Source organism: Streptomyces sp. NPDC101237 (assembly GCF_044767465.1).
GTDB lineage: Bacteria > Actinomycetota > Actinomycetes > Streptomycetales > Streptomycetaceae > Streptomyces > Streptomyces gramineus.
Map to the genome: position 1 here is coordinate 29,182 of NZ_JBIWNY010000013.1, position 21,082 is coordinate 50,263.

Annotated in this window: 18 protein-coding genes and 1 riboswitch; of the genes, 8 read left to right on the forward strand and 10 right to left on the reverse strand. The window is 69.8% G+C overall.

From position 1 onward, the window contains the following. Nucleotides 1-155: 155 nt before the first annotated feature. Nucleotides 156-1,622: a sensor histidine kinase gene (locus ACIRQ9_RS20905; protein ID WP_404175234.1), complete on the reverse strand. Its 1,467-nt coding sequence runs from the start codon at nucleotides 1,620-1,622 to the stop codon at nucleotides 156-158. A 572-nt stretch (nucleotides 1,623-2,194) separates the two neighbouring features. Here ACIRQ9_RS20905 and nagB point away from each other — a divergent pair. Further along, nucleotides 2,195-2,980, forward strand: a complete 786-nt coding sequence (gene nagB, locus ACIRQ9_RS20910) for a glucosamine-6-phosphate deaminase (protein ID WP_404175236.1) — start codon at nucleotides 2,195-2,197, stop codon at nucleotides 2,978-2,980. A 77-nt stretch (nucleotides 2,981-3,057) separates the two neighbouring features. On the opposite strand, the gene ACIRQ9_RS20915 is transcribed toward nagB, so the two are convergent. The 4 genes from ACIRQ9_RS20915 to ACIRQ9_RS20930 form a co-directional block, all read right to left on the reverse strand. Further along, nucleotides 3,058-4,542, reverse strand: a complete 1,485-nt coding sequence (locus tag ACIRQ9_RS20915) for a glycoside hydrolase family 3 protein (RefSeq protein WP_404175238.1) — start codon at nucleotides 4,540-4,542, stop codon at nucleotides 3,058-3,060. Between the two features lie 9 nt (nucleotides 4,543-4,551). Beyond that, the gene (locus tag ACIRQ9_RS20920) at nucleotides 4,552-5,388 is read right to left on the reverse strand and encodes a carbohydrate ABC transporter permease (protein WP_404175240.1); all 837 of its coding nucleotides are present in this window, start codon (nucleotides 5,386-5,388) and stop codon (nucleotides 4,552-4,554) included. Further along, nucleotides 5,385-6,371 (reverse strand): carbohydrate ABC transporter permease, encoded by a 987-nt coding sequence (locus tag ACIRQ9_RS20925; protein ID WP_404175243.1) that lies wholly within the window; start codon nucleotides 6,369-6,371, stop codon nucleotides 5,385-5,387. Before ACIRQ9_RS20925 ends, ACIRQ9_RS20920 begins: the two co-directional genes overlap by 4 nt. A gap of 173 nt (nucleotides 6,372-6,544) precedes the next feature. Next, on the reverse strand, nucleotides 6,545-7,831 hold the full coding sequence (locus ACIRQ9_RS20930) for an extracellular solute-binding protein (protein WP_404175246.1): 1,287 nt from the start codon (nucleotides 7,829-7,831) through the stop codon (nucleotides 6,545-6,547). 358 nt (nucleotides 7,832-8,189) lie between these two features. On the opposite strand from ACIRQ9_RS20930, the gene ACIRQ9_RS20935 reads away from it, so the two are divergent. From ACIRQ9_RS20935 to ACIRQ9_RS20960, 6 genes are all read left to right on the forward strand, one after another. After that, nucleotides 8,190-8,954 carry a GntR family transcriptional regulator gene (locus tag ACIRQ9_RS20935; protein WP_351321733.1) on the forward strand — a complete coding sequence of 255 codons (765 nt, stop codon included), beginning with the start codon at nucleotides 8,190-8,192 and terminating at the stop codon, nucleotides 8,952-8,954. 123 nt (nucleotides 8,955-9,077) lie between these two features. Further along, nucleotides 9,078-9,350, forward strand: coding sequence for a DUF3311 domain-containing protein (locus ACIRQ9_RS20940; RefSeq protein ID WP_404175249.1), 273 nt, complete (start codon nucleotides 9,078-9,080; stop codon nucleotides 9,348-9,350). Continuing rightward, the gene (mctP, locus tag ACIRQ9_RS20945; RefSeq protein WP_404175252.1) at nucleotides 9,347-10,975 is read left to right on the forward strand and encodes a monocarboxylate uptake permease MctP; all 1,629 of its coding nucleotides are present in this window, start codon (nucleotides 9,347-9,349) and stop codon (nucleotides 10,973-10,975) included. Before ACIRQ9_RS20940 ends, mctP begins: the two co-directional genes overlap by 4 nt. 109 nt (nucleotides 10,976-11,084) lie before the next feature. Then, complete coding sequence (locus tag ACIRQ9_RS20950; RefSeq protein WP_404175255.1) at nucleotides 11,085-11,639, forward strand: GNAT family N-acetyltransferase; 555 nt, start codon at nucleotides 11,085-11,087, stop codon at nucleotides 11,637-11,639. Further along, a riboswitch (cobalamin riboswitch) is annotated at nucleotides 11,637-11,769 on the forward strand. Its footprint overlaps the gene before it by 3 nt. A 126-nt stretch (nucleotides 11,770-11,895) precedes the next feature. Continuing rightward, a complete protein-coding gene (locus ACIRQ9_RS20955; protein WP_404175258.1) occupies nucleotides 11,896-14,262 on the forward strand; it encodes a ribonucleoside-diphosphate reductase subunit alpha in 2,367 nt (788 codons plus the stop codon). Then, nucleotides 14,262-15,275, forward strand: a complete 1,014-nt coding sequence (locus tag ACIRQ9_RS20960; protein ID WP_404175261.1) for a ribonucleotide-diphosphate reductase subunit beta — start codon at nucleotides 14,262-14,264, stop codon at nucleotides 15,273-15,275. Before ACIRQ9_RS20955 ends, ACIRQ9_RS20960 begins: the two co-directional genes overlap by 1 nt. Here the strand turns inward: ACIRQ9_RS20960 and ACIRQ9_RS20965 are convergent. Next, the gene (locus ACIRQ9_RS20965; RefSeq protein ID WP_404175264.1) at nucleotides 15,188-15,439 is read right to left on the reverse strand and encodes a hypothetical protein; all 252 of its coding nucleotides are present in this window, start codon (nucleotides 15,437-15,439) and stop codon (nucleotides 15,188-15,190) included. The genes ACIRQ9_RS20960 and ACIRQ9_RS20965 overlap by 88 nt on opposite strands. 93 nt (nucleotides 15,440-15,532) lie before the next feature. On the opposite strand from ACIRQ9_RS20965, the gene ACIRQ9_RS20970 reads away from it, so the two are divergent. Next, the gene (locus ACIRQ9_RS20970) at nucleotides 15,533-16,498 is read left to right on the forward strand and encodes a helix-turn-helix domain-containing protein (RefSeq protein WP_404175267.1); all 966 of its coding nucleotides are present in this window, start codon (nucleotides 15,533-15,535) and stop codon (nucleotides 16,496-16,498) included. A gap of 34 nt (nucleotides 16,499-16,532) precedes the next feature. On the opposite strand, the gene ACIRQ9_RS20975 is transcribed toward ACIRQ9_RS20970, so the two are convergent. The 4 genes from ACIRQ9_RS20975 to ACIRQ9_RS20990 form a co-directional block, all read right to left on the reverse strand. Further along, nucleotides 16,533-17,912, reverse strand: coding sequence for a cytochrome P450 (locus ACIRQ9_RS20975; RefSeq protein WP_404175270.1), 1,380 nt, complete (start codon nucleotides 17,910-17,912; stop codon nucleotides 16,533-16,535). Then, nucleotides 17,909-18,994, reverse strand: coding sequence for an epi-isozizaene synthase (gene cyc1, locus ACIRQ9_RS20980; RefSeq protein WP_404175273.1), 1,086 nt, complete (start codon nucleotides 18,992-18,994; stop codon nucleotides 17,909-17,911). The genes ACIRQ9_RS20975 and cyc1 overlap by 4 nt, the downstream gene beginning before the upstream one ends. Nucleotides 18,995-19,288: 294 nt before the next feature. Beyond that, the gene (gene def / locus ACIRQ9_RS20985; protein ID WP_362716124.1) at nucleotides 19,289-19,939 is read right to left on the reverse strand and encodes a peptide deformylase; all 651 of its coding nucleotides are present in this window, start codon (nucleotides 19,937-19,939) and stop codon (nucleotides 19,289-19,291) included. A 126-nt stretch (nucleotides 19,940-20,065) separates the two neighbouring features. Next, entirely contained in the window at nucleotides 20,066-21,046 is a 981-nt protein-coding gene (locus ACIRQ9_RS20990; protein ID WP_404175767.1) for a tetratricopeptide repeat protein, read from the reverse strand. Between the last annotated feature and the right edge of the window lie 36 nt (nucleotides 21,047-21,082).

Consider the following 21,082-nt stretch of genomic DNA (forward strand, 5'->3'; position numbering starts at 1 on the left):
GCGGCGCGTACAGCGAGTACGCATCTCCCGCCCCCGAGCCGCAGCGCGCAGTACCCCCGATGCGCTTAGTACGAGCAGCAACGAGCGAACGGCCCCGGACCCACCAGGTCCGGGGCTCTTTGCTGTGCCCGGCGGCCCCGGTGCCGCGGACCGCACTACTTCTGCGGCTGCACCGGCACGTCGAGGATCACCCGGGTGCCCCGCTCCGGCGCCGGCACCATGTCGAACGTGCCGCCCAACTCGCCCTCCACCAGCGTTCGTACGATCTGCAGACCGAGGTTGCCGGAGCGGTGCGGGTCGAAGCCCTCGGGCAGACCGACGCCGTCGTCCTGGACGGTGACCAGGAGTCGCGCCTCCTTGGTGGTGCCGCCGCGGACCGCCGCGACCTCGACGGTCCCGGTCTCCCCCTCGCGGAAGCCGTGTTCGAGGGCGTTCTGCAGGACCTCGGTGAGGACCATCGACAGCGGGGTGGCCACCTCGGCGTCGAGTATGCCGAAGCGTCCGGTGCGCCGGCCGGTGACCTTGCCCGGCGAGATCTCCGCGACCATCGCCAGCACGCGGTCGGCGATCTCGTCGAACTCCACGCGCTCGTCCAGGTTCTGGGACAGCGTCTCATGGACGATCGCGATCGAGCCGACCCGCCGGACGGCCTCCTCCAGGGCCTCCCGGCCGCGCTCGGACTCGATCCGGCGGGCCTGCAGGCGCAACAGCGCGGCCACCGTCTGGAGGTTGTTCTTCACCCGGTGGTGGATCTCCCGGATGGTCGCGTCCTTGGTGATCAACTCGCGCTCACGCCGCCGGAGTTCGGTGACGTCGCGGAGCAGTACCAGGGAACCGATGCGGGTGCCCTTGGGTTTGAGCGGGATGGCCCGGAACTGGATCGCGCCGTCGCTGGACTCGATCTCGAACTCGCGCGGCGCCCAGCCGCTGGCGACCTTGGCGAGCGCCTCGTCCACCGGGCCGCGGGTGGGGGCGAGTTCGGCCGTGGTGCGGCCCAGGTGGTGGCCGAGCAGGTCGGAGGCGAGCCCGAGCCGGTGGTAGGCGGAGAGCGCGTTCGGGGAGGCGTACTGGACGATGCCGTCGGCGTCGAGCCGGATCAGACCGTCGCCGACCCGCGGCGAGGCATCCATGTCGACCTGCTGGTTCGGGAAGGGAAACGATCCGGCAGCGATCATCTGCGCGAGGTCGGAGGCGCTCTGGAGGTAGGTCAGCTCCAGTCGGCTCGGGGTGCGCACGGTGAGCAGGTTGGTGTTGCGGGCGATGACCCCGAGGACCCGGCCCTCGCGCCGTACCGGGATGGACTCGACCCGTACGGGGACCTCCTCCCGCCACTCCGGGTCGCCCTCGCGGACGATCCGGCCCTCGTCCAGGGCGATGTCCAGCATCGGGCGGCGGCCCCGCGGGACCAGGTGACCGATCATGTCGTCCTGGTAGGAGGTGGGGCCGGTGTTGGGGCGCATCTGCGCCACCGAGACGTAGCGGGTGCCGTCCTCGGTGGGGACCCACAGGACCAGGTCGGCGAAGGAGAGGTCGGAGAGCAGCTGCCACTCCGACACCAGCAGATGGAGCCACTCGAGGTCGGAGTCGTCGAGGGCGGTGTGCTGGCGGACCAGTTCGTTCATGGAGGGCACTCTGCGAGCGTACCCGCGGGTCTGTTCATGGCCTAAAAGCGCCCGGAAGCACCCGCGGGCCGCGGCGCCTGGGAGGGACCCTCAACCCTCCCGGCACCGCAGCCCGGAGCAGCAACGGCCACGGGGTGTGCGGTCCCGATCGGCCGAAGGTGAGGACCCGGGGCAGTCAGGGCAGAGAGCTCCGGTTCCTCGGTCCGCCCTCCTGTGCGGGGAGGACGGAAGAGTGCGACTGCGTCGTACGGTCCCGCCGTACTCCTTCAGTGCTCGTACGCAATTGTGGACTAGACCACGGTGTGTGTCCATGCGTTGGAGACTGTTCACAGTCGATGCGGTCGCAGCGTAGCCCGCTGGGAGCGGCCATGGGGCCGGATGGGGCACGGCATTTTCCGACACCCCGGTATACAGGCGGGATTTTTCCTTGATTCACCCGTTCTGGCGTATTCGCGTAACCTCACACTTGTCCCCTTTTCACTGCGCCCGCTCCCCGGGTGAAGGGGGTGGGTTCTGTTAGATTGGTCCCATCGGATTGGTCTAAACCACATAGACAGAACGGCAGGCCCAGGGTGGAAGTTGTCATCGTTCCGGACGCCGCCGCGGGTGGCGAGCTCATCGCCGAGGCCATGGCCCAGCTGCTCCGCCGCAAGCCGGACGCGCTGCTCGGGGTGGCCACGGGCTCGACCCCGCTGCCCGTCTACCAGGCGCTCGCGGCCACGGTGCGGTCCGGTGCCGCGGACACCTCGCGGGCCCGCATAGCCCAGCTCGACGAGTACGTGGGGCTGCCGGCCGAGCATCCGGAGTCGTACCGGTCGGTGCTGCGGCGCGAGGTGCTGGAGCCGCTCGGGATCGGGATGGACGCGTTCCTCGGCCCGGACGGAGCCGCCGAGGACGTGCAGGCCGCGTGCGAGGCGTACGACAAGGCGCTGGCGCGGGCGGGCGGCGTGGACCTGCAGCTGCTCGGGATCGGGACGGACGGGCACATCGGCTTCAACGAGCCGTGCTCGTCGCTGGCCTCGCGGACCCGGATCAAGACGCTCACCGAGCAGACCCGGGTGGACAACGCGCGGTTCTTCGACGGTGACATCGCGCAGGTGCCGCACCACGTGATCACCCAGGGGATCGGGACGATCCTGGAGGCGCGGCACCTGGTGCTGCTCGCGACGGGCGAGGGGAAGGCCGACGCGGTCGCGGCGACCGTGGAAGGACCGGTCGCCGCGGTGTGTCCCGCGTCGGCGCTGCAGTTGCACCCGCACGCCACGGTGGTGGTGGACGAGGCGGCCGCGTCCAAGCTGAAGCTCGCGGACTACTTCCGGCACACGTTCGCCAACAAGCCCGCCTGGCAGGGGATCTAGCGGATCCGCCGGACGGGCGCGGGGCCGTGCCCGTGGCGGCGGGGACGCCGCTCACGGGCACGGCCCCGCGTGACGCCCTAGCGGGGCGCGATCACCTCGGCGGCCGCCGTGCCGCACACCCGCGCCGCGCCGTGGGTCGCGATGTACAGGGCGCCTCGGGCCTGGGCCTGGGGAACGCCCATCTCCACCACGACCGTGTCGGGGCGGGACGCCAGGAGCGCGTCCAGGGCCGCCGTCATCCAGGGGTGGCGGTGTTCGTCGCGGAGCACCGCCACGATCCTGCGGTCGCCCGCCGCCGCCAGGGCCTCCTGACCCGCGTGGTCGCCGGTGAAGCCGGCCGTCTCCGTGCCGGGCAGGCGCCGGGAGAGTTCCGCCGCCACGCCCCACGGGGTCTCGGCGCCCACCGCGATGTTGGACACCGGGGTGAACACGGCCACGAAGGGGGCCTCGGTCAGGGGCGGGCAGGGGTCGACGCGCGTCACGTCGAGCGCGCGGCGGGCCGCGACGAGGCCGATGTCCGGGGCCGCGGCGTCGGATCCGGCCCGGTGGGTCGTCGCCGTCCAGCGCGCCAGTGACCGCACCCGGTCCGCCGCCTGCGCGAGGCGCTCCTCGGGGAGTTCACCGGAGCGGACCGCCTCGACCAGGGCGTCGCGCAGCCGTCGTACCGTCTCCTCGTCGGCCAGACCGCCGCCCACGCAGATCGCGTCGGCTCCGGCGGCGACGGCCAGGACGCTGCCGTGTTCGATGCCGTAGGTCGCGGAGATGGCCTGCATCTCCATGCCGTCGGTGACGATGAGGCCCTGGTAGCCGAGTTCGCCGCGCAGGAGGTCGGTGAGGACGGTGCGGGACAGCGTGGCCGGGCGGGCCGGGTCCAGGGCCGGGACCAGGATGTGCGCGCTCATCACGGCACGGGTGCCCGCGGCGATGGCGGCCCGGAACGGGGCCAGCTCCCGGGTGTGCAGGACGTCGGCGGCCGCGTCGATGCGGGGCAGCGCGAGGTGCGAGTCGACGGCGGTGTCGCCGTGCCCGGGGAAGTGCTTGGTGCAGGCCGCGACTCCGGCCGACTGCAGGCCGGTGACGTAGGCCGCCGTGTGACGGGCGACCCGGTCCGGGTCGGCGCCGAAGGAACGGACGCCGATGACCGGGTTGGCCGGGTCGGAGTTGACGTCCCCGGACGGGGCCCAGTTGAAGTTGACCCCGCAGGCCGCGAGGCGGCGACCGAGTTCGAGGGCGACCTCGCGGGTCAGCTCCGTGTCGTCGACGGCGCCGAGGGCGTGGTTGCCGGGGAAGGAGGAGCCGGTGTGCACCTCCAGGCGGGTGACGTCACCTCCCTCCTCGTCGATCGCCACCAGGACGTCGTCCCGTTCGGCGCGCAACTGCGCGGTGAGGGAGGCGAGTTGCTCGGGCGAGGTGATGTTGCGGCCGAACAGGCCCACGGCGGCCAGGCCTTCGCCGAGCCGGCGCAGCAGCCAGTCGGGGGCGGTGGTGCCGGTGAAGCCGGGCTGGAGGACCGTCAGCGCGTCGCGCGTGAGTGTGTCCGTACCGCTGGCGAGTGTCGTCATCGGGTGGCGTTATCCCTTCACGGCGCCCGCGGTCAGGCCCGCGGCCATCTTGCGCTGGACGAGGAGGAAGAGGACGACGATCGGCACGGCCATCATCGTGGAGCCGGCCATCATCGGGGCGTATTCGGTGCCGTGCTTGGTGGTGAAGTTGGCGAGCCAGACGGTCGCGGTCTGGTGATCCTGGCTGAGCAGCATCAGGGCGTAGAGGTACTCGTTCCAGGCCTGGATGAAGCCGTAGACCGAGGTGGCGACCAGGCCCGGGGCCAGCAGCGGGAAGACCACGCGGACGAAGGCGCCGGTGCGCGAGCAGCCGTCGACCATCGCGGCCTCCTCCAGCTCCTTCGGGATGTTGACGATGAACCCGCGCATGGTCCACACCGTGAACGGCAGGATGAAGGTCAGGTAGGTGATGATCAGGCCGCTGAGCTTGTCGTACTGGTCCAGGTCGTTGAGGAGCAGGAAGACCGGGATGATCATGGCGACCAGCGGGATCATCTGGACCGCGAGGATGCCGACGATCACGACCTTGCGGCCGCGGAAGGCGAACCGGGAGATGGCGAGGGCGGCCAGCAGGCCGATGACCATGCCGATCGCCACGACGGACAGCGAGACGATGAGGCTGCGGCCCACCGGGCCCCAGAAATCGGCGATGTCCAGGGCGCGGCGGAAGTTGGACAGGGTCAGGCCCGTGGGCAGCAGGCTCGGGTCCGGGTCGATGGCGTCCTTCGCCGGCTTGAACGCCGTGTTCAGCATCCAGTAGACGGGGAAGCCGATGACGACGAAGACCAGCAGACCGAGGACGTTCCAGCCGAGACGGGGGCCCCTGCGGGCGGCTGCGGTGCTCATTCGACCTCTCCGATCTTCAGCATCTGGCGCATGTACACGGCGACGACGCCGAGCAGGAGGAGCACGGTGAGCAGGGCGATCGCGGAGCCCTGTCCGTAGTTGTTGACCACGAAGGCGCGGTCGTAGGAGTACGTCGTCAGGAGCTGGAACTCGGGCTCGGGGTGGCCGCCGCGCATCACGAAGACCTGCGGGAAGACGCCCATGTCCCAGATGACCGAGAGGGTCGTCAGCATCACGATGATCGGCTTGAGGATCGGGAGCGTGACGTAGCGGAAGACGCCCCAGGCGCCCGCGCCGTCCAGGCGGGCGGCCTCCTCCAGCTCCGCCGGGACCTGGGTCAGACCGGCGCTGAGCGTGATGACCACGAAGGGCACCGCTCCCCAGACCACCAGGAGCATGATGACCGCGAGTCCCTCGGGGCCGCTGGCGAACCAGTTGTGGCCGATCAGCTCGACTCCGGGAATCTTGCTGAGCAGGGCGTTGAGGATGCCGTAGTCGGAGTCGAAGAGCCACTTGAAGAGCGTGGTGGCGACGATGACCGGCATGCCCCAGCTGGCCACCAGCACGATGTTGACCAGGGTCTTCACCCAGCCGGAGACCCGCTGCAGCAGGAGGGCGATGAGCATGCCGACGACCATGGTGAAGACCACGCTGCCGACCGCGAAGATGATCGTGCGGAGCACGACCTGCCAGAACTCCGTGTCGCCGAGCACGTCCGAGAAGTTCCCGAACCCGACCCAGTCGGCGGACTTGAACCCCCACAGCTGGGACTGCCCGAACTCCTGGAAGGAGAGGGTGACCAGCCGGTAGAGAGGGTAGCCGAGCACCAGACCGAGGATCGCGAGACACGGCGCGAGCAGCAGCCAGGGGACGGCGGGTCCGCCGGATCTCCGGTCGGTCCGTGGTCGTACCGGGGTGCCCGACGGTGGCGCCGACCGCGGCGCCGGCACCTTCGCAGGTGTGGTCGTATCAGCGGCACTCATCGCGCGCTCCTAAGCAGTTCAAGAAACGTCAGGCTGAGGCGCCCCGTCAGGGGCGCGGGGAACTGCGCGACCGGACCCTACGGACCCGCAGCCGCCCCGCAACCCGACGTGGCACCTTCCGAACTCACCCACCCGCCGGACCCGCCCCGTCGACAGGCATGGCAGGTGTCCGACTACTTGGTGTTGATGACCTTGTCGATCGCGGCGTCCGCGGTCTTCGCGGCGGCCTCGACCGTCTGCTTGCCGGTGCCGATGTTCTGCAGCATGGTCTGCAGGACCTGGGCCTTCTCGACCTGGCCCCAGCCCGGTGCCATCGGGACGAACCAGTTGGACTCGGCCGCGGTGGCCGGCACCTCGGTGGCCGGGTCGCTCTTCAGGGTGGCGAGGTCGGTCTTGTTGTTGGGCAGGTTGCCCTTGGCGATCAGGCCCTTCTGGCCAGAGGGACCGGTGAACGCGTTGATCCACTCGGCCGCGACGCCCTGCGCCTTGGACTTCACCGGGATGGCGAGGTCGGAACCGCCGAGGAAGACCGGCATGTTCTTGCCGGACGGGCCGGGCATCACGAAGTTGACCAGGTTGTCCTTCAACTTGCCGCCGGTCTTGTCGTTCTTCGGGTCGGCGGCGGTGGCGCCTTCCCACGCGGCACCGAAGATCATGGACGATTTGCCCTGGCCATAGACGATGTACCGGTCGGACTCGTCCTTGGTCTTGTCACCGTGCATGTACTTGTCGATGACGTTCTTGAACTCGGTGAGGCCCTTGAGGGACTCGGGCGAGGAGAGGTTGCCCTTCCACTGGCCGCCGGACTCCGCGGCGATGGAGCCGCCGGCGTCGTAGACGAAGGACATGGCCGCGTACCAGTCACGGGTGGGCTGGTACCAGGCGCTGAACTTGTCGCCTTCCTTCTTCTGGATCTTGTCCAGGTCGGCGGTCAGCTCGGTGTAGGTCTTCGGCGTGGTCTTGATGCCGGCCGAGGCGGCGACGTCCTTGCGCCAGTTGGCGACGCGGCCACCGGCGTAGTACGGCACGCCGTAGGTCTTGCCGTCGTAGGTGACCGAGGCCTTGAGGCCGTCGAGCCACTGGCCGGAGTTGGTGAACTGGGAGGCCTCGACGGGAGCGAAGGCGCCCTTCACCATGTAGCCGAGCATCTCGGTGTTGCCCATCTCGACCACGTCGGGGGCCTTGTCGGTGGCGAGGACCGCGTCGAGCTTGGTGTTCTTGTCCGGCCAGCCGTAGTACTCGTGCTTGATCTTGATTCCCGGGTGCTTCTTCTGCACGGCGGCGTCGGCGGCCTTCACCAGGTCGGGCCAGTTGTTCTGGGCGTCCACGGTGAGCCAGACGGTCAGCGCCTTGGCGTCCGCCCCCTGCGCCTTGTTGTCGTCCTTGTTGTCACTGCCACACGCCGCGATGGAGACGACCATGCCCGCGATACCAATCGCGGCTATCAGCTTGCGCTTCACGCCACCCTCCTCAGGGATGCCACAAACCCCCCCGCCTCCCCGCACGAGCGTTGGGCCGGGACCTGGACCAATGGTGTAGACCAGTGCGGGAAGCTTGGCCCAGACCAGCAGGCCTGTCAAGGGTGGTCGAATGGGCTCCGACCAGCCGTTATGCGACCTACATATGCAGGAACCTTTAAGTAAGAAGCCCTCGAAAACCCGAGGGGCGGACGAGACAATTCCGGTAGACCACTCGCGTGGTGGACTAGACCAAAAGAGCCCGCGGCGGTATACAGAGGGGATCACGCAGCGTGCAGGGGGTGTCCCGGTACGCTGCCGTGCCACGAAGTGGCCGGATCCGGAGCCGGGAAGGCGGAGCATGAGCACCGACGTCAGCAGTGCGGAGAACGAGAGCGGGACAGCCGTCCGTACCGCGCGCGTGCCCAAGTACTACCGCCTGAAGAAACACCTCCTCGAGATGACGGAGACACAGGCCCCCGGCACCCCGGTCCCGCCCGAGCGCACGCTGGCCGCCGAGTTCGACACCTCCCGCACCACCGTCCGCCAGGCCCTGCAGGAACTTGTCGTCGAGGGCCGCCTCGAACGCATCCAGGGCAAGGGCACCTTCGTGGCCAAGCCCAAGGTCTCCCAGGCGCTCCAGCTCACCTCCTACACCGAGGACATGCGCGCCCAGGGCCTGGAGCCGACCTCGCAGCTGCTGGACATCGGCTACATCACCGCCGACGACCGCCTCGCCGGACTGCTCGACATCACGGCGGGCGGACGCGTGCTGCGCATCGAGCGGCTGCGCATGGCCAACGGCGAGCCCATGGCCATAGAGACCACCCACCTGAGCGCCAAGCGCTTCCCGGCGCTGCGCCGCTCCCTCGTCAAGTACACGTCCCTCTACACCGCCCTCGCAGAGGTGTACGACGTCCACCTCGCCGAGGCCGAGGAGATCATCGAGACCTCGCTGGCCACACCGCGCGAGGCCGGCCTGCTCGGCACCGACGTGGGCCTGCCGATGCTGATGCTCTCCCGGCACTCCCTGGACCGCGACGGCCAGCCGGTGGAGTGGGTGCGCTCGGTCTACCGCGGCGACCGCTACAAGTTCGTGGCCCGCCTCAAGCGCCCGCAGGACTGACACCGCGCGCCCTTCACAGAATCGACGTACCGATAGCCGGACGGCTACTTCCGCTGCGGCGACGCCGTGACCTAGATTGCCTGCGCGTTACACAGGCGAACGGTGAGGGGACGGAGCCGCGGTATGTCGGATGTACCTGAAGTGAGTCAGCCGGTGGTGACACCGATACGCGTGGTCATCACCGTCTGTCTGCTCGCGCCCTTCGTGGCGATGCTGTGGGTGGGCTCCTACGCGAAGACGGACCCGACGTTCATCGGGATCCCGTTCTTCTACTGGTACCAGATGCTCTGGGTGCTGATCTCCACCGCGCTCACGATGACCGCCTACCAGCTGTGGCAGCGCGAGCAGCGCGCCCGCAAGGCGGCGGCCGGCACGGACGGGGGTGCGCGGCGATGAAGGACGGCGTGAACGGCGTCGCGCTCGGCGTCTTCATCTTCTTCTTCCTGGCCGTCACGGTCATGGGCTTCATGGCCGCGCGCTGGCGCAAGGCCGAGAACGAGCACTCGCTCGACGAATGGGGCCTGGGCGGCCGGTCGTTCGGCACCTGGGTGACCTGGTTCCTGCTCGGCGGCGACCTGTACACGGCGTACACCTTCGTCGCCGTGCCGGCGGCGATCTACGCGGCGGGCGCGGCCGGCTTCTTCGCGGTGCCGTACACGATCCTCGTCTACCCGCTGATCTTCACGTTCCTGCCGCGCCTGTGGTCGGTCTCCCACCGGCACGGCTACGTGACGACCTCGGACTTCGTGCGCGGCCGCTTCGGCTCCAAGGGGCTCTCGCTGGCCGTCGCCCTGACCGGCATCCTGGCGACGATGCCCTACATCGCGCTGCAGCTCGTCGGCATCCAGGCGGTGCTCGACGTGATGGGCGTCGGCGGCGGCGACGGCACCAACTGGTTCGTGAAGGACCTCCCGCTGCTCATCGCCTTCGGCGTGCTGGCGGCCTACACCTACTCCTCAGGCCTGCGGGCGCCCGCGCTCATCGCGTTCGTGAAGGACGGGCTGATCTACCTCGTCATCGCGGTGGCGATCATCTACATCCCGATCAAGCTGGGCGGCTTCGACGACATCTTCGCCAAGGCCGGACACGCCTTCGCGCAGGTCAATCCGGCCACCGGCAAACCACGCGGGGCGCTGGCGCCACCCGAGGCCGGTCAGTGGACCTACGCCACCCTGGCGCTCGGCTCCGCGCTCGCGCTGTTCATGTACCCGCACTCGATCACCGCGACGCTCTCCTCCCGCAGCCGGGACGTGATCCGCCGCAACACCACGATCCTGCCGCTGTACTCCCTGATGCTGGGCCTGCTCGCGCTGCTCGGCTTCATGGCCATCGCGGCGGGCGTCAAGGTCACCAACGGCCAGCTGGCGATCCCCCAGCTGTTCGAGGACATGTTCCCGGACTGGTTCGCGGGCGTGGCCTTCGCGGCGATCGGCATCGGGGCCCTGGTCCCGGCGGCCATCATGTCCATCGCGGCCGCGAACCTCTTCACCCGCAACATCTACCGGGACTTCATCAAGCCGGACGCCACACCGCGGGAGGAGGCCAAGGTCTCCAAGCTCGTCTCGCTGCTGGTGAAGGTCGGCGCGCTGGTCTTCGTCCTCACCATGGACAAGACGGTCGCCATCAACTTCCAGCTGCTGGGCGGCATCTGGATCCTGCAGACCTTCCCGGCCCTGGTCGGCGGCCTGTTCACCCGCTGGTTCCACCGCTGGGCGCTGCTGGCGGGCTGGGCGGTGGGCATGGTCTACGGCACGGCCGCGGCCTACGGCGTGGCCTCCCCCACCCAGAAGCACTTCGGGGGCTCGGCCAAGGAGATCCCCGGCATCGGTGAGATCGGCTACATCGGCCTGACGGCGTTCGTGATGAACGTGGTGGTCACGGTGGTCCTGACGTTCGTCCTGAAGGCCCTGAAGGCCCCGGAGGGCATCGACGAGACGACGGCCGCGGACTACACGGCCGACGCCGGCGACCCGGGCGTGGAGAGGGAACTCCCGCCGGCCGTGGCGGAGGGCGCCCTCTGACCCGCCCCGTCGGGGGCGCGAGGACCTGCGCGGGCACCCCCTGACGACCCGCGGCGGGCCGCCGGAAAGACGTCACCACGGCGGCCCGCCGTCGTCCACACTCACGCCCATGACGATCCGCATCCGCACGGCACGGCCGACCGAGTACGACGCCCTCGGCGAGATCACCGTCCAGGCCTACCTCCGGGACGGCCTCCTCGACTACGGCGAGGACGACGAGTACCTCCCCGTTCTGAAGAACGTCGCGACCCGCGCGACCGCCGCCGAGGTCCTCGTGGCCGTGGACGGCGACACGCTCCTCGGCGGGGTCACCTTCGTCGCCGGCCCCGGCCCGATCGCCGACATCGCGCGCTCGGGCGAGGCCGAGATCAGGGCGCTCGCGGTCGCGCGCGAGGCCCGTGGCCGAGGTGCGGGCGAAGCCCTGGTGCGCGCCTGCCTCGACCGCGCGCGGGCCACGGAGGGCTGCACGGCCGTCGTCCTGTCGACCCAGCGGGGCATGCACGCCGCCCACCGGATCTACGAACGCCTCGGTTTCGTCCGCACACCCGAGCGGGACTGGAATCCCGTGCCGCACCTGGACGACGTCACTCTCCTCACCTACGAGCTGACACTCCGACACCTCCGCGACACAACATGTGGGGGTGCCACCGCGACCCGGCACTAGATGTATGCTCATGCTCGCTGTCGCCGCAGGGGAATCCGGTGCGAATCCGGAACTGTCCCGCAACGGTGTACTTGCGCACATCTGTGCGTGAGCGTCAGTCCGAGGACCTGCCGACAGCCGACGCCCGGCCGTCCGGCCCGGGTGTTCCGACGTCCGGGCCTCGTGGAGTGGGCCGGGGACGCGACACGCGTGCGTGCGCCCGTGTGCTGCCCCCTGCCCTCCGCCAGGCCCCGTGCCGAGCGAGGGAGAGCCCCACGTGACCATCGCGCCAGCCGAACCGGCTTCAGCGACCATCTCTGTGGACGAGGACGGTCCCGGCACCGCGTTGCTGCGGACCCTGACCGGGCTGACCGCCGACCTCCCCGACGCCGACCCCGGCCGGGTCGCCGCCGCCGCGCTGCGGGGCCGCTCCGCGCGGGCCGACGAGGCCGAGCTGCGCGAGCTGGCCACCGAGGCGGCCGCCGGTCTCATCTCGGAGGACCCCGCCTACTCCCGGCTCGCCGCCCGGCTGCTGACGATCTCCATCCGCGCCGAGGCCGCCTCGCAGGGCGTGACGTCCTTCACCGAGTCCGTCGCCGTCGGCCACCGCGAGGGCCTCATCGCGGACCGCACCGCCGCGTTCGCGCAGCTGCACGCGGCCCGCCTGGACGCCCTGGTCGACCCGGCCGCCGACGACCGCTTCGGCTACTTCGGCCTGCGCACCCTGCACAGCCGCTACCTGCTCCGGCACCCGATCACCCGCAAGGTCGTCGAGACCCCGCAGCACTTCATGCTCCGTGTCGCCGCCGGCCTCGCCGAGGACGACACGGCCCGCGCCCTGGACGAAGTCGCCGCGCTCTACGGGCTCATGAGCCGCCTCGACTACCTCCCCTCCTCCCCCACCCTCTTCAACTCCGGCACCCGGCACCCCCAGATGTCGTCCTGCTACCTCCTGGACTCCCCGAAGGACGAGCTGGACTCCATCTACGACCGCTACCACCAGGTGGCCCGGCTCTCCAAGCACGCCGGCGGCATCGGCCTCTCCTACAGCCGGATCCGCTCCCGGGGCTCGCTGATCCGCGGCACCAACGGGCACTCCAACGGCATCGTGCCGTTCCTCAAGACGCTCGACGCCTCGGTCGCCGCGGTGAACCAGGGCGGCCGGCGCAAGGGCGCGGCCGCGGTCTACCTGGAGACCTGGCACTCCGACATCGAGGAGTTCCTGGAGCTGCGCGACAACACCGGTGAGGACGCCCGGCGTACGCACAACCTGAACCTCGCGCACTGGATCCCGGACGAGTTCATGCGCCGGGTCAACGCCGACGAGCAGTGGTCCCTGTTCTCCCCCGCCGACGTGCCCGAGCTGGTGGACCTGTGGGGCGACGAGTTCGACGCGGCCTACCGCGCGGCGGAGGGCAGGGGCCTGGCGCGCAAGACCATCCCGGCCCGGGACCTGTACGGCCGGATGATGCGCACCCTCGCGCAGACCGGCAACGGCTGGATGACCTTCAAGGACGCGGCCAACCGCACCGCCAACCAGACCGCCGTCCCCGGTCACGTCGTCCACTCCTCGAACCTCTGCACGGAGATCCTGGAGGTCACCGACGACGGCGAGACGGCGGTCTGCAACCTGGGGTCGGTGAACCTCGGCGCGTTCGTCGACACCGCGAGCGGTGACATCGACTGGGAGCGGCTGGACGAGACCGTGCGCACCGCGGTCACCTTCCTCGACCGGGTCGTCGACATCAACTTCTACCCGACCGAGCAGGCCGGCCGTTCCAACGCCAAGTGGCGTCCCGTGGGCCTCGGCGCCATGGGTCTCCAGGACGTCTTCTTCAGGCTGCGGCTGCCGTTCGACTCCGCCGAGGCCAAGGCGCTCTCCACCCGGATCGCCGAGCGCATCATGCTCGCCGCGTACGAGGCCTCCGCCGACCTCGCCGAGCGCAGCGGCCCGCTCCCGGCCTGGGAGAAGACCCGTACCGCGCGGGGTGTGCTGCACCCGGACCACTTCGGCGTCGAGTTCACCTGGCCGGAGCGCTGGGCCGCGCTGCGCGCGCGGATCGCGACGACCGGGCTGCGCAACAGCCTGCTGCTCGCGATCGCGCCCACCGCCACCATCGCCTCGATCGCCGGTGTCTACGAGTGCATCGAGCCGCAGGTCTCGAACCTCTTCAAGCGCGAGACGCTGTCCGGCGAGTTCCTCCAGGTCAACTCCTACCTGGTGCGGGAGCTCAAGGAACTCGGCGTCTGGGACGCCCGCACCCGTGAGGCGCTGCGCGAGGCCAACGGCTCGGTGCAGGACTTCGCGTGGATCCCGGCGGACGTACGGGCGCTGTACCGCACGGCCTGGGAGATCCCGCAGCGCGGCCTGATCGACATGGCCGCGGCCCGCACGCCGTACCTGGACCAGGCCCAGTCCCTGAACCTGTTCCTGGAGACGCCGACCATCGGCAAGCTCTCCTCCATGTACGCGTACGCCTGGAAGTCGGGCCTGAAGACGACGTACTACCTGCGTTCGCGCCCGGCGACCCGGATCGCCCGTGCCGCGCAGGCCCAAGCCACCGTTCCCGCCCAGCAGACGCCCGTCGACGACGCGGTCGCCTGCTCCCTGGAAAACCCCGAGTCCTGCGAGGCCTGCCAGTAATGACCACCCAGAACAAGAACCTGCTCGACCCGGGCTTCGAGCTGACTCTGCGCCCGATGCGCTACCCCGACTTCTACGAGCGCTACCGGGACGCCATCAAGAACACCTGGACCGTCGAGGAGGTCGACCTCCACTCGGACGTCGCCGACCTCGCCAAGCTCAGCGCCTCCGAGCAGCACCTGATCGGCCGGCTGGTCGCGTTCTTCGCGACCGGTGACTCGATCGTCGCGAACAACCTGGTGCTGACGCTGTACAAGCACATCAACTCCCCCGAGGCGCGGCTCTACCTGAGCCGTCAGCTGTTCGAGGAGGCCGTGCACGTCCAGTTCTACCTGACGCTGCTGGACACCTATCTGCCAAACCCGGAGGACCGCACGGCCGCGTTCGCCGCCGTGGAGAACATCCCCTCCATCCGGGAGAAGGCCGAGTTCTGCTTCAAGTGGATGGACTCGGTGGAGAACCTGGACCGGCTGGAGTCCCGGGCCGACCGCCGCCGGTTCCTGCTCAACCTGATCTGCTTCGCCGCGTGCATCGAGGGCCTGTTCTTCTACGGCGCCTTCGCGTACGTCTACTGGTTCCGCAGCCGGGGTCTGCTGCACGGTCTCGCCACGGGCACCAACTGGGTGTTCCGCGACGAGACGATGCACATGAGCTTCGCGTTCGACGTGGTCGACACGGTCCGCAAGGAGGAGCCGGACCTGTTCGACGACGAACTCCGCCAGCAGGTCACCGACATGCTGCGGGAGGCCGTCGAGGCGGAGCTGCAGTTCGCCCGTGACCTGTGCGGTGACGGCCTGCCCGGCATGAACACGGACTCGATGCGCCAGTACCTGGAGTGCGTCGCCGACCAACGGCTCGGCCGCCTCGGCTTCGCTCCGGTGTACGGCTCGGAGAACCCGTTCTCCTTCATGGAGCTGCAGGGCGTTCAGGAGCTGACGAACTTCTTCGAGCGGCGTCCGTCCGCGTACCAGGTCGCGGTGGAGGGCACCGTCGACCTCGACGAGGACTTCTGAGCCACCGGGGTCTCCCGCTCTCCGCGGTCCTCGTGGGCCTCCCTGATCTGCCGGTCGATGCGCCTGTCGCGCAGGACGCCGAGCACGGACGGGAGGGCCATGAGGACCAGGATCCCGAGGACCAGGACCATTCCGACGAGACCTTGGATCTGGTTTCCGTTCATGGACACCACTGTCGCGCCGGATGCTCCTTACCGTGAGTGGCAGCACTGCCACACACCCTCGAATTACTGCCAGCGACGAGGCACACTGGCAGCATGCTGAAGAACGTGGCCGCGGTGCTCCTGGACGGTGTGCATCCCTTCGAACTCGGCGTGGTGTGCGAGGTCTTCGGCCTCGACCGCTCCGACGAGGGGCTGCCGGTGTACGACTTCGCGGTGGTCTCCGCGGAGGGACCGTCGCTCGCCACGCATGTGCCGGGCCTGACCGTCGCCACGCCCTTCGGCCTGGACCGGCTGGAGGAGGCGGACCTGATCGCGGTGCCGGCCGCCGACTCGAACGCCGACCGGGACTATCCGCCCGAGCTGCTCGACGCGCTGCGCCGGGCCGTGGACCGGGGCGCCCGGGTGCTCAGCGTCTGCTCCGGCGTCTTCGTGCTGGGCGCGGCCGGGCTGCTGGACGGCCGCCGGTGCGCCGTGCACTGGCGGCACGCCCGGCTGCTGGCCCGGCGCTTCCCGCGCACCCGGGTCGAACCCGACGTGCTGTACGTCGACGAGGACCCGGTGATCACCTCGGCGGGCACCGCGGCCGGCATCGACGCCTGCCTGCACATCGTCCGCAAGGAACAGGGCCCCGAGATCGCCCGGAAGATCGCCCGGCGGATGGTGGTGCCCCCGCACCGGGACGGCGGACAGGCCCAGTACATCGAGCGCCCGCTGCCCGAGGGCCCCTGCGACACCGTCGGCGAGGTGCTGGCCTGGATGGCGGAGCACCTCGACGAGGAGGTCACCGTCGAGCAGCTGGCCGCTCGCGCCCTGATGGCCCCGCGCACCTTCGCCCGCCGCTTCCAGCAGGAGACCGGCACCACGCCCTACCGCTGGCTCCTGCGGCAACGAGTGCTGCTGGCACAGGAGTTGCTGGAGGGCACCGACGAGACGATGGACGCCGTCGCGGGCCGCGCGGGCTTCGGCACGGCGGCCGCGCTGCGGCACCAGTTCGTGAAGGAGCTGGGCACCACGCCGAACTCCTACCGGCGCGCGTTCCGGGGCCCGCAGGCCGCCTGAGCGCGCGCCGGTATCAGGACTGGCCGGAGGCAGGTCACCAGGGCACGGGCGTGAGCAGCAGCCGCTGCGGACGCAGGGTGATGCCCACCCGGGTGGAGTCGTCGGACCCGGGGACCTGTTCGAAGCGGTAGCGGGCACACAACGCCGCGGTGATCAGGCTCAGTTGGGCCATGGAGAAGTGGTCGCTCGGGCACTTGCGGTTGCCGACGCTGAAGGGGTTCATGGCGTACTTCGGCACGTCCTTGGCCCGCTCCGGAAGCCAGCGGTCCGGGTCGAAGTCGAGGTGCGCGTCGTAGGAGCGGGCGTCGCGCTGGATGGCGTAGGGGCTGTAGACGATGTCGGCGCCCGCCGGAATGCGATAGCCGCCCAGCTCGGTGTCGGCCTTGGCACGCCGCGTCAATATCCATACGGCGGGCCGCAAACGCATCGTCTCGACGATGACATTGTTGGTGTGCGTGAGCCGCCGAACGTGCTCGAATCCGACCGGTCGACCTCCTGTCACGGATTCGACCTCGGCGCGCACCTTCTCGGCCTGTTCCGGGTGTTCGGCGAGGACCTGGAGCAGCCACATGATCGTGGAAGCGACGGTTTCACTGCCGGGCGTGAGTATCGCGACGACCTGGTCGTGGATCTCCTGTTCCCCGATGGGCTCGCCATTCTCGTCCTCCGCCGCGAGCAATGCTGTCAGCAAATCGTCCGGCTTTTGACCAGATGCCCGGCGCTCGGCGACGATCTCGTCGACGAGGAGATGCAAATCGGCCAGGGCCCGGTTGAATTCGCGGTTGGCCGGCAACGGCAGCCGGTACAGCGGACCGAGTGGTACGACCATCCGCCGGTACATACCGCGGAAGACGCTCGCGAGATCGACGCTCAGGCGCTCCGCGCGCTCGTCCATGTACGCGCCGCGCAGCAGGCACCGGGCGGCGATGCGGACCGCGACCCGGAAGGACTCCGAGGTGCAGTCGATCGTGTCGCCGGGCTGCCAGCGCCCGGTCAGCGCGTGTGCCTCCTCCTCCATGATCGGGCCGTAGCCGGGGATCGCGGCGAGGCTGAACGCGGGCTGGATGGTGCGGCGCTGGCGGCGGTGGCGGGGCCCGTTGGCGGTGGCCACGCCCTCCTTGCCGAGCAGCCCCTCCAGGGACTCCCAGAGCGGGCCGGCGATGAGGAAGTCGGGGTTGAGGGCGAGGGCCCCGGTGAGCGCCGGCGTGGTGACGGCGTACACCTCCTTGGGGCCCAGGCGCAGCCGCACCAGGTCGCCGTCGGCGGGCAGCCGGGACATGAAGGCCAGCGGGTCGCGGGCCAGTTGCCGGCCGTGGCCGAGCACCGGGACACCGCCGCGGGCGAGGGGCGGTTCGCGCAGTTCACCGTGTTCGGAAGCCTCCGCGGTCGCGGGCTTCACGGACTCGACGGTCATTTCTCACCTGCCGCTTCGTTGTTGACGTACGGGGGCGTGGACCGGTCGTCCCAGCTGTCGACCATGTACCGGCCGGATTCGTGGTGGAACCAGTAGACGGAGCTGAACCAGTTCCGCATATTGGCCACGCAGGACAGGACGGCGGCGCCGAGTTCCTTTCCGCGCACGGTGCCGTCGTCGAGCTGTTCGGCGAATCGATGGGCGACCCGCTCGGCGGCCAGGAATTCGGTGATGCATTCCTCGACGCGTCGCCTGACTTCTTCGACCGCCTTCTCCAGGCTCATTCCCTCGTGGGTGACGAGGGAGATTCCGAGATTGTGCACCTCGTCGCCCGCTATTTCCTTGGGAAGCGAGCAGAGGTCGTTGTACCAGGCGGCGAATTCCTGGCTGAGCAGGGCCGGGCGGCGGTATGCCGGATTCTTGCGCACGGCGTCCGGGAGTTCGGTTCCCGCGCTCGGCTCCAGCAGGTCCGTCCATATCCAGTGGGCGAAGGTGAGGCGGCGCAGCGCGAGGTATTCCTCGACCTGCGGGATGTATCCCGTGGTGCGGTTGCGGTACTCGCGGTCGTAGGCCTCGATCACCTCGTGGAAATGCCGGGCGAACCGCTGGTTCCAGGTCACCGGCAGGAACGCGTACAGCCGCGCCACGCTGTCCGCGAACCCCGCGACCAGGGTGTCCGGATGGTGCAGGTGGTGCAGCGGAGCGTCGAGGGCCGTGTGCAGGCGGAGCCGCAGCCGCCGCCAGTCGGCCGCCCGGCCGTGCACGACGTCACGGTCGTGCCGGTCGTCCCAGACGAAGAACCAGGCGCTGTAGTCGCATATCGCCTGGATCACCTCGTCGGAGGCGCCCAGGTAGTAGCCGGCCATGAGGTCGGTGTAGCAAAGGCCGTCGGCATATTCCCGCACCTTGTCGGCAGGCATCAGCCGCTTTTCCAGCAGCCACAGGCGGGTCTTCTCCTGGAGCTGTGGCCAATACGGATGCAGACGCCGTGGAAACCCGTCCTCGATCACCGGCAGGGCGAGTTGTGGTGGAACCGCGATCGCCGTCGGCGTCGATGTGGTGCTGTGTGAGAAAGCGTGCACGAACATACCCCTCTCAGCCGCCAGGTGCGCACACCCCTACCGCTGTGCCGGGCGTGCGCCGTTGCGTATCCCCGCACTTCCCATTCAGCACCACAACTGACCGATCTGGGAACGGATTTGCTTCTTTCACTACCCCCCAGTGCCGAGAATCTCCCCTTGTGTGACTGATTAGGGTTCGCTAGGGGCGCACAAAGGATCGAATGTACGACGGACAGACGAACGAGTCTGACCGGACATGACGAACGCCTGGCCGGGGACGTTCCCGACCAGGCGTCACCACTGCCCTCGCCCGTCTCAGTCGTTGGCGACCACGGGGTAGCGGGGCTCGTTCTCGGCCATCTGCCGCAGCGCGTCCTTGCGTTCGCGCTTGGAGAGCCTGTCGATGTACAGGTACCCGTACAGGTGGTCCGTCTCGTGCTGCAAACACCGAGCGAAGTAGCCGGTGCCGCGGACCTTGATCGGGTTGCCCTGCTCGTCCTGGCCGGTGACCTCGGCGTAGTCGGGGCGGGCGAGCGGCGCGTAGGCGGTGGGCACCGACAGGCAGCCCTCGTTGCTGTCGTCCAGGCGCCGCTTGTCCGCCGGCAGGTCGACCAGCTTCGGGTTGCACACCACACCGACGTGCCGGGCGCCCTCGTCGTCCTGGCAGTCGTAGACGAAGACCTTCAGGTCGACGCCGATCTGGTTGGCGGCGAGGCCGACGCCCTCGGCGGTCCGCTGGCTGGCGAACATGTCGGCCACCAGCTGCGCCAGCTCGTCACCGAACTCGGTGACGTCCTTGCACTCCTTGTGCAGCACCGGGTTGCCGACGACGGTGATGGGCCGCGAGGTCCCCCGCGCACGCCAGGCGTTCTCGCGCTCCTCGGTTCCCTCGGTGTCGACGACGAACCCGTCGTCGTCCACGGGGAGCACGCCCGCGTGCTGCTGATCGGTGTCCTGCTGCGCCATGACCGACGTAAGCCTTCCTGGATAAAACAAGGGGGATGTTGCTGATACAGGGTACGGGGAGCGCCCCGCCAGGGGCGCGGGGAACCGCGCGATCAGCCCCCACCCCGGCGCACCCGGAACACGGCCTCAGCAGACCTCTTCCAGATCCCGCCAGTCCCGGGAGTCCGGGCTGTCCGCGACCCACCCGTCCAGCAGCCCCCTGACCAGCGCGGCCGGCGCGGCCACCCCGCACTCGCGCTCCGGCACCCACAGCTGCCCGTCCGTCCGGTGCCCGAGCGGTCCCGGATGCCCCGGCTCACTGTGGTCGTGGGGGTCGAGGTGCACTCCGTCGCCCTCGTCGGACGGCATCCGCGACTCGGAGCACATCCGGCACAGCAGCCGCACCGAGGAGGACCAGTCCTCCGCGGCGAACCCGGCGTCCCCGGCCAGCCGCTCCAGCGCGTCCCGGTCCGCCTCGGTCGCCGCCTCCAGCAGCACCACCCAGGTCGGCACCGGCGACGGCGCCCACAGCTCGATCTCGTCGAAGACGGGGTAGGCGTGCCCGGTCGCCGTGGTCCGCTCGCCGTGCGGGACCCCGTCGTGCAGCACGACCTCGCCCCAGCGCCGCCCGGACGACGGCAGCGGGATCGACTGCACCTCGATGCGGGCCGGGTCCAGACGCCGTCCCCAGACCACCTCGGCCTCCCCCTCAGGGGACAGCCGTACGGCGGCGCTGCCCAGGTCCATCCCGTCCGGCTCGCCGGAGACGGTGGCACCGCCGGGCACCCGCAGCCCGTACGCCTGCCAGGCCCGCCGGGCCAGCGGCCAGTCCTGGAGGGCGGTCGCGGCGATCCCGACGTTCCACCAGTCCGGCGCCCCGGCCTCCCGGTCCAGGAGCGCCACCGCGCGCAGTCCGGCGGCTCGCGCCTGCTCCCAGTCGTGCCGGAACTTGTGCAGCAGGGCGAGGTTGAACCAGGACTCGGAGAGCCAGGGTTCCAGGTCGGCGGCGCGTGTCAGCAGTTCGCCCGCGTCCTCGTACCGGCCGTCGCCGATCAGCGTGAACGCACGGTCGGTGGCCTGCCGCCAGGAGGCGGAGGGCCGGTGCCGTCCCTTGCCGAAGATCCTCACGATTCCCGCCTGCCAGTTCCATTTCCGCACAGTGGG

Bases quoted from the DNA above. Each gene is read 5' to 3' on its own strand.
- ACIRQ9_RS20925 (WP_404175243.1), bottom strand. From the start codon at position 6,371: ATGAGTGCCGCTGATACGACCACACCTGCGAAGGTGCCGGCGCCGCGG.
- ACIRQ9_RS20915 (WP_404175238.1), bottom strand. From the start codon at position 4,542: ATGACGACACTCGCCAGCGGTACGGACACACTCACGCGCGACGCGCTG.
- ACIRQ9_RS20905 (WP_404175234.1), bottom strand. From the start codon at position 1,622: ATGAACGAACTGGTCCGCCAGCACACCGCCCTCGACGACTCCGACCTC.
- ACIRQ9_RS20935 (WP_351321733.1), top strand. From the start codon at position 8,190: ATGAGCACCGACGTCAGCAGTGCGGAGAACGAGAGCGGGACAGCCGTC.
- ACIRQ9_RS20965 (WP_404175264.1), bottom strand. From the start codon at position 15,439: ATGAACGGAAACCAGATCCAAGGTCTCGTCGGAATGGTCCTGGTCCTC.
- def (WP_362716124.1), bottom strand. From the start codon at position 19,939: ATGGCGCAGCAGGACACCGATCAGCAGCACGCGGGCGTGCTCCCCGTG.
- ACIRQ9_RS20975 (WP_404175270.1), bottom strand. From the start codon at position 17,912: ATGACCGTCGAGTCCGTGAAGCCCGCGACCGCGGAGGCTTCCGAACAC.
- mctP (WP_404175252.1), top strand. From the start codon at position 9,347: ATGAAGGACGGCGTGAACGGCGTCGCGCTCGGCGTCTTCATCTTCTTC.
- ACIRQ9_RS20940 (WP_404175249.1), top strand. From the start codon at position 9,078: ATGTCGGATGTACCTGAAGTGAGTCAGCCGGTGGTGACACCGATACGC.
- ACIRQ9_RS20950 (WP_404175255.1), top strand. From the start codon at position 11,085: ATGACGATCCGCATCCGCACGGCACGGCCGACCGAGTACGACGCCCTC.
- ACIRQ9_RS20920 (WP_404175240.1), bottom strand. From the start codon at position 5,388: ATGAGCACCGCAGCCGCCCGCAGGGGCCCCCGTCTCGGCTGGAACGTC.
- ACIRQ9_RS20970 (WP_404175267.1), top strand. From the start codon at position 15,533: ATGCTGAAGAACGTGGCCGCGGTGCTCCTGGACGGTGTGCATCCCTTC.
- ACIRQ9_RS20960 (WP_404175261.1), top strand. From the start codon at position 14,262: ATGACCACCCAGAACAAGAACCTGCTCGACCCGGGCTTCGAGCTGACT.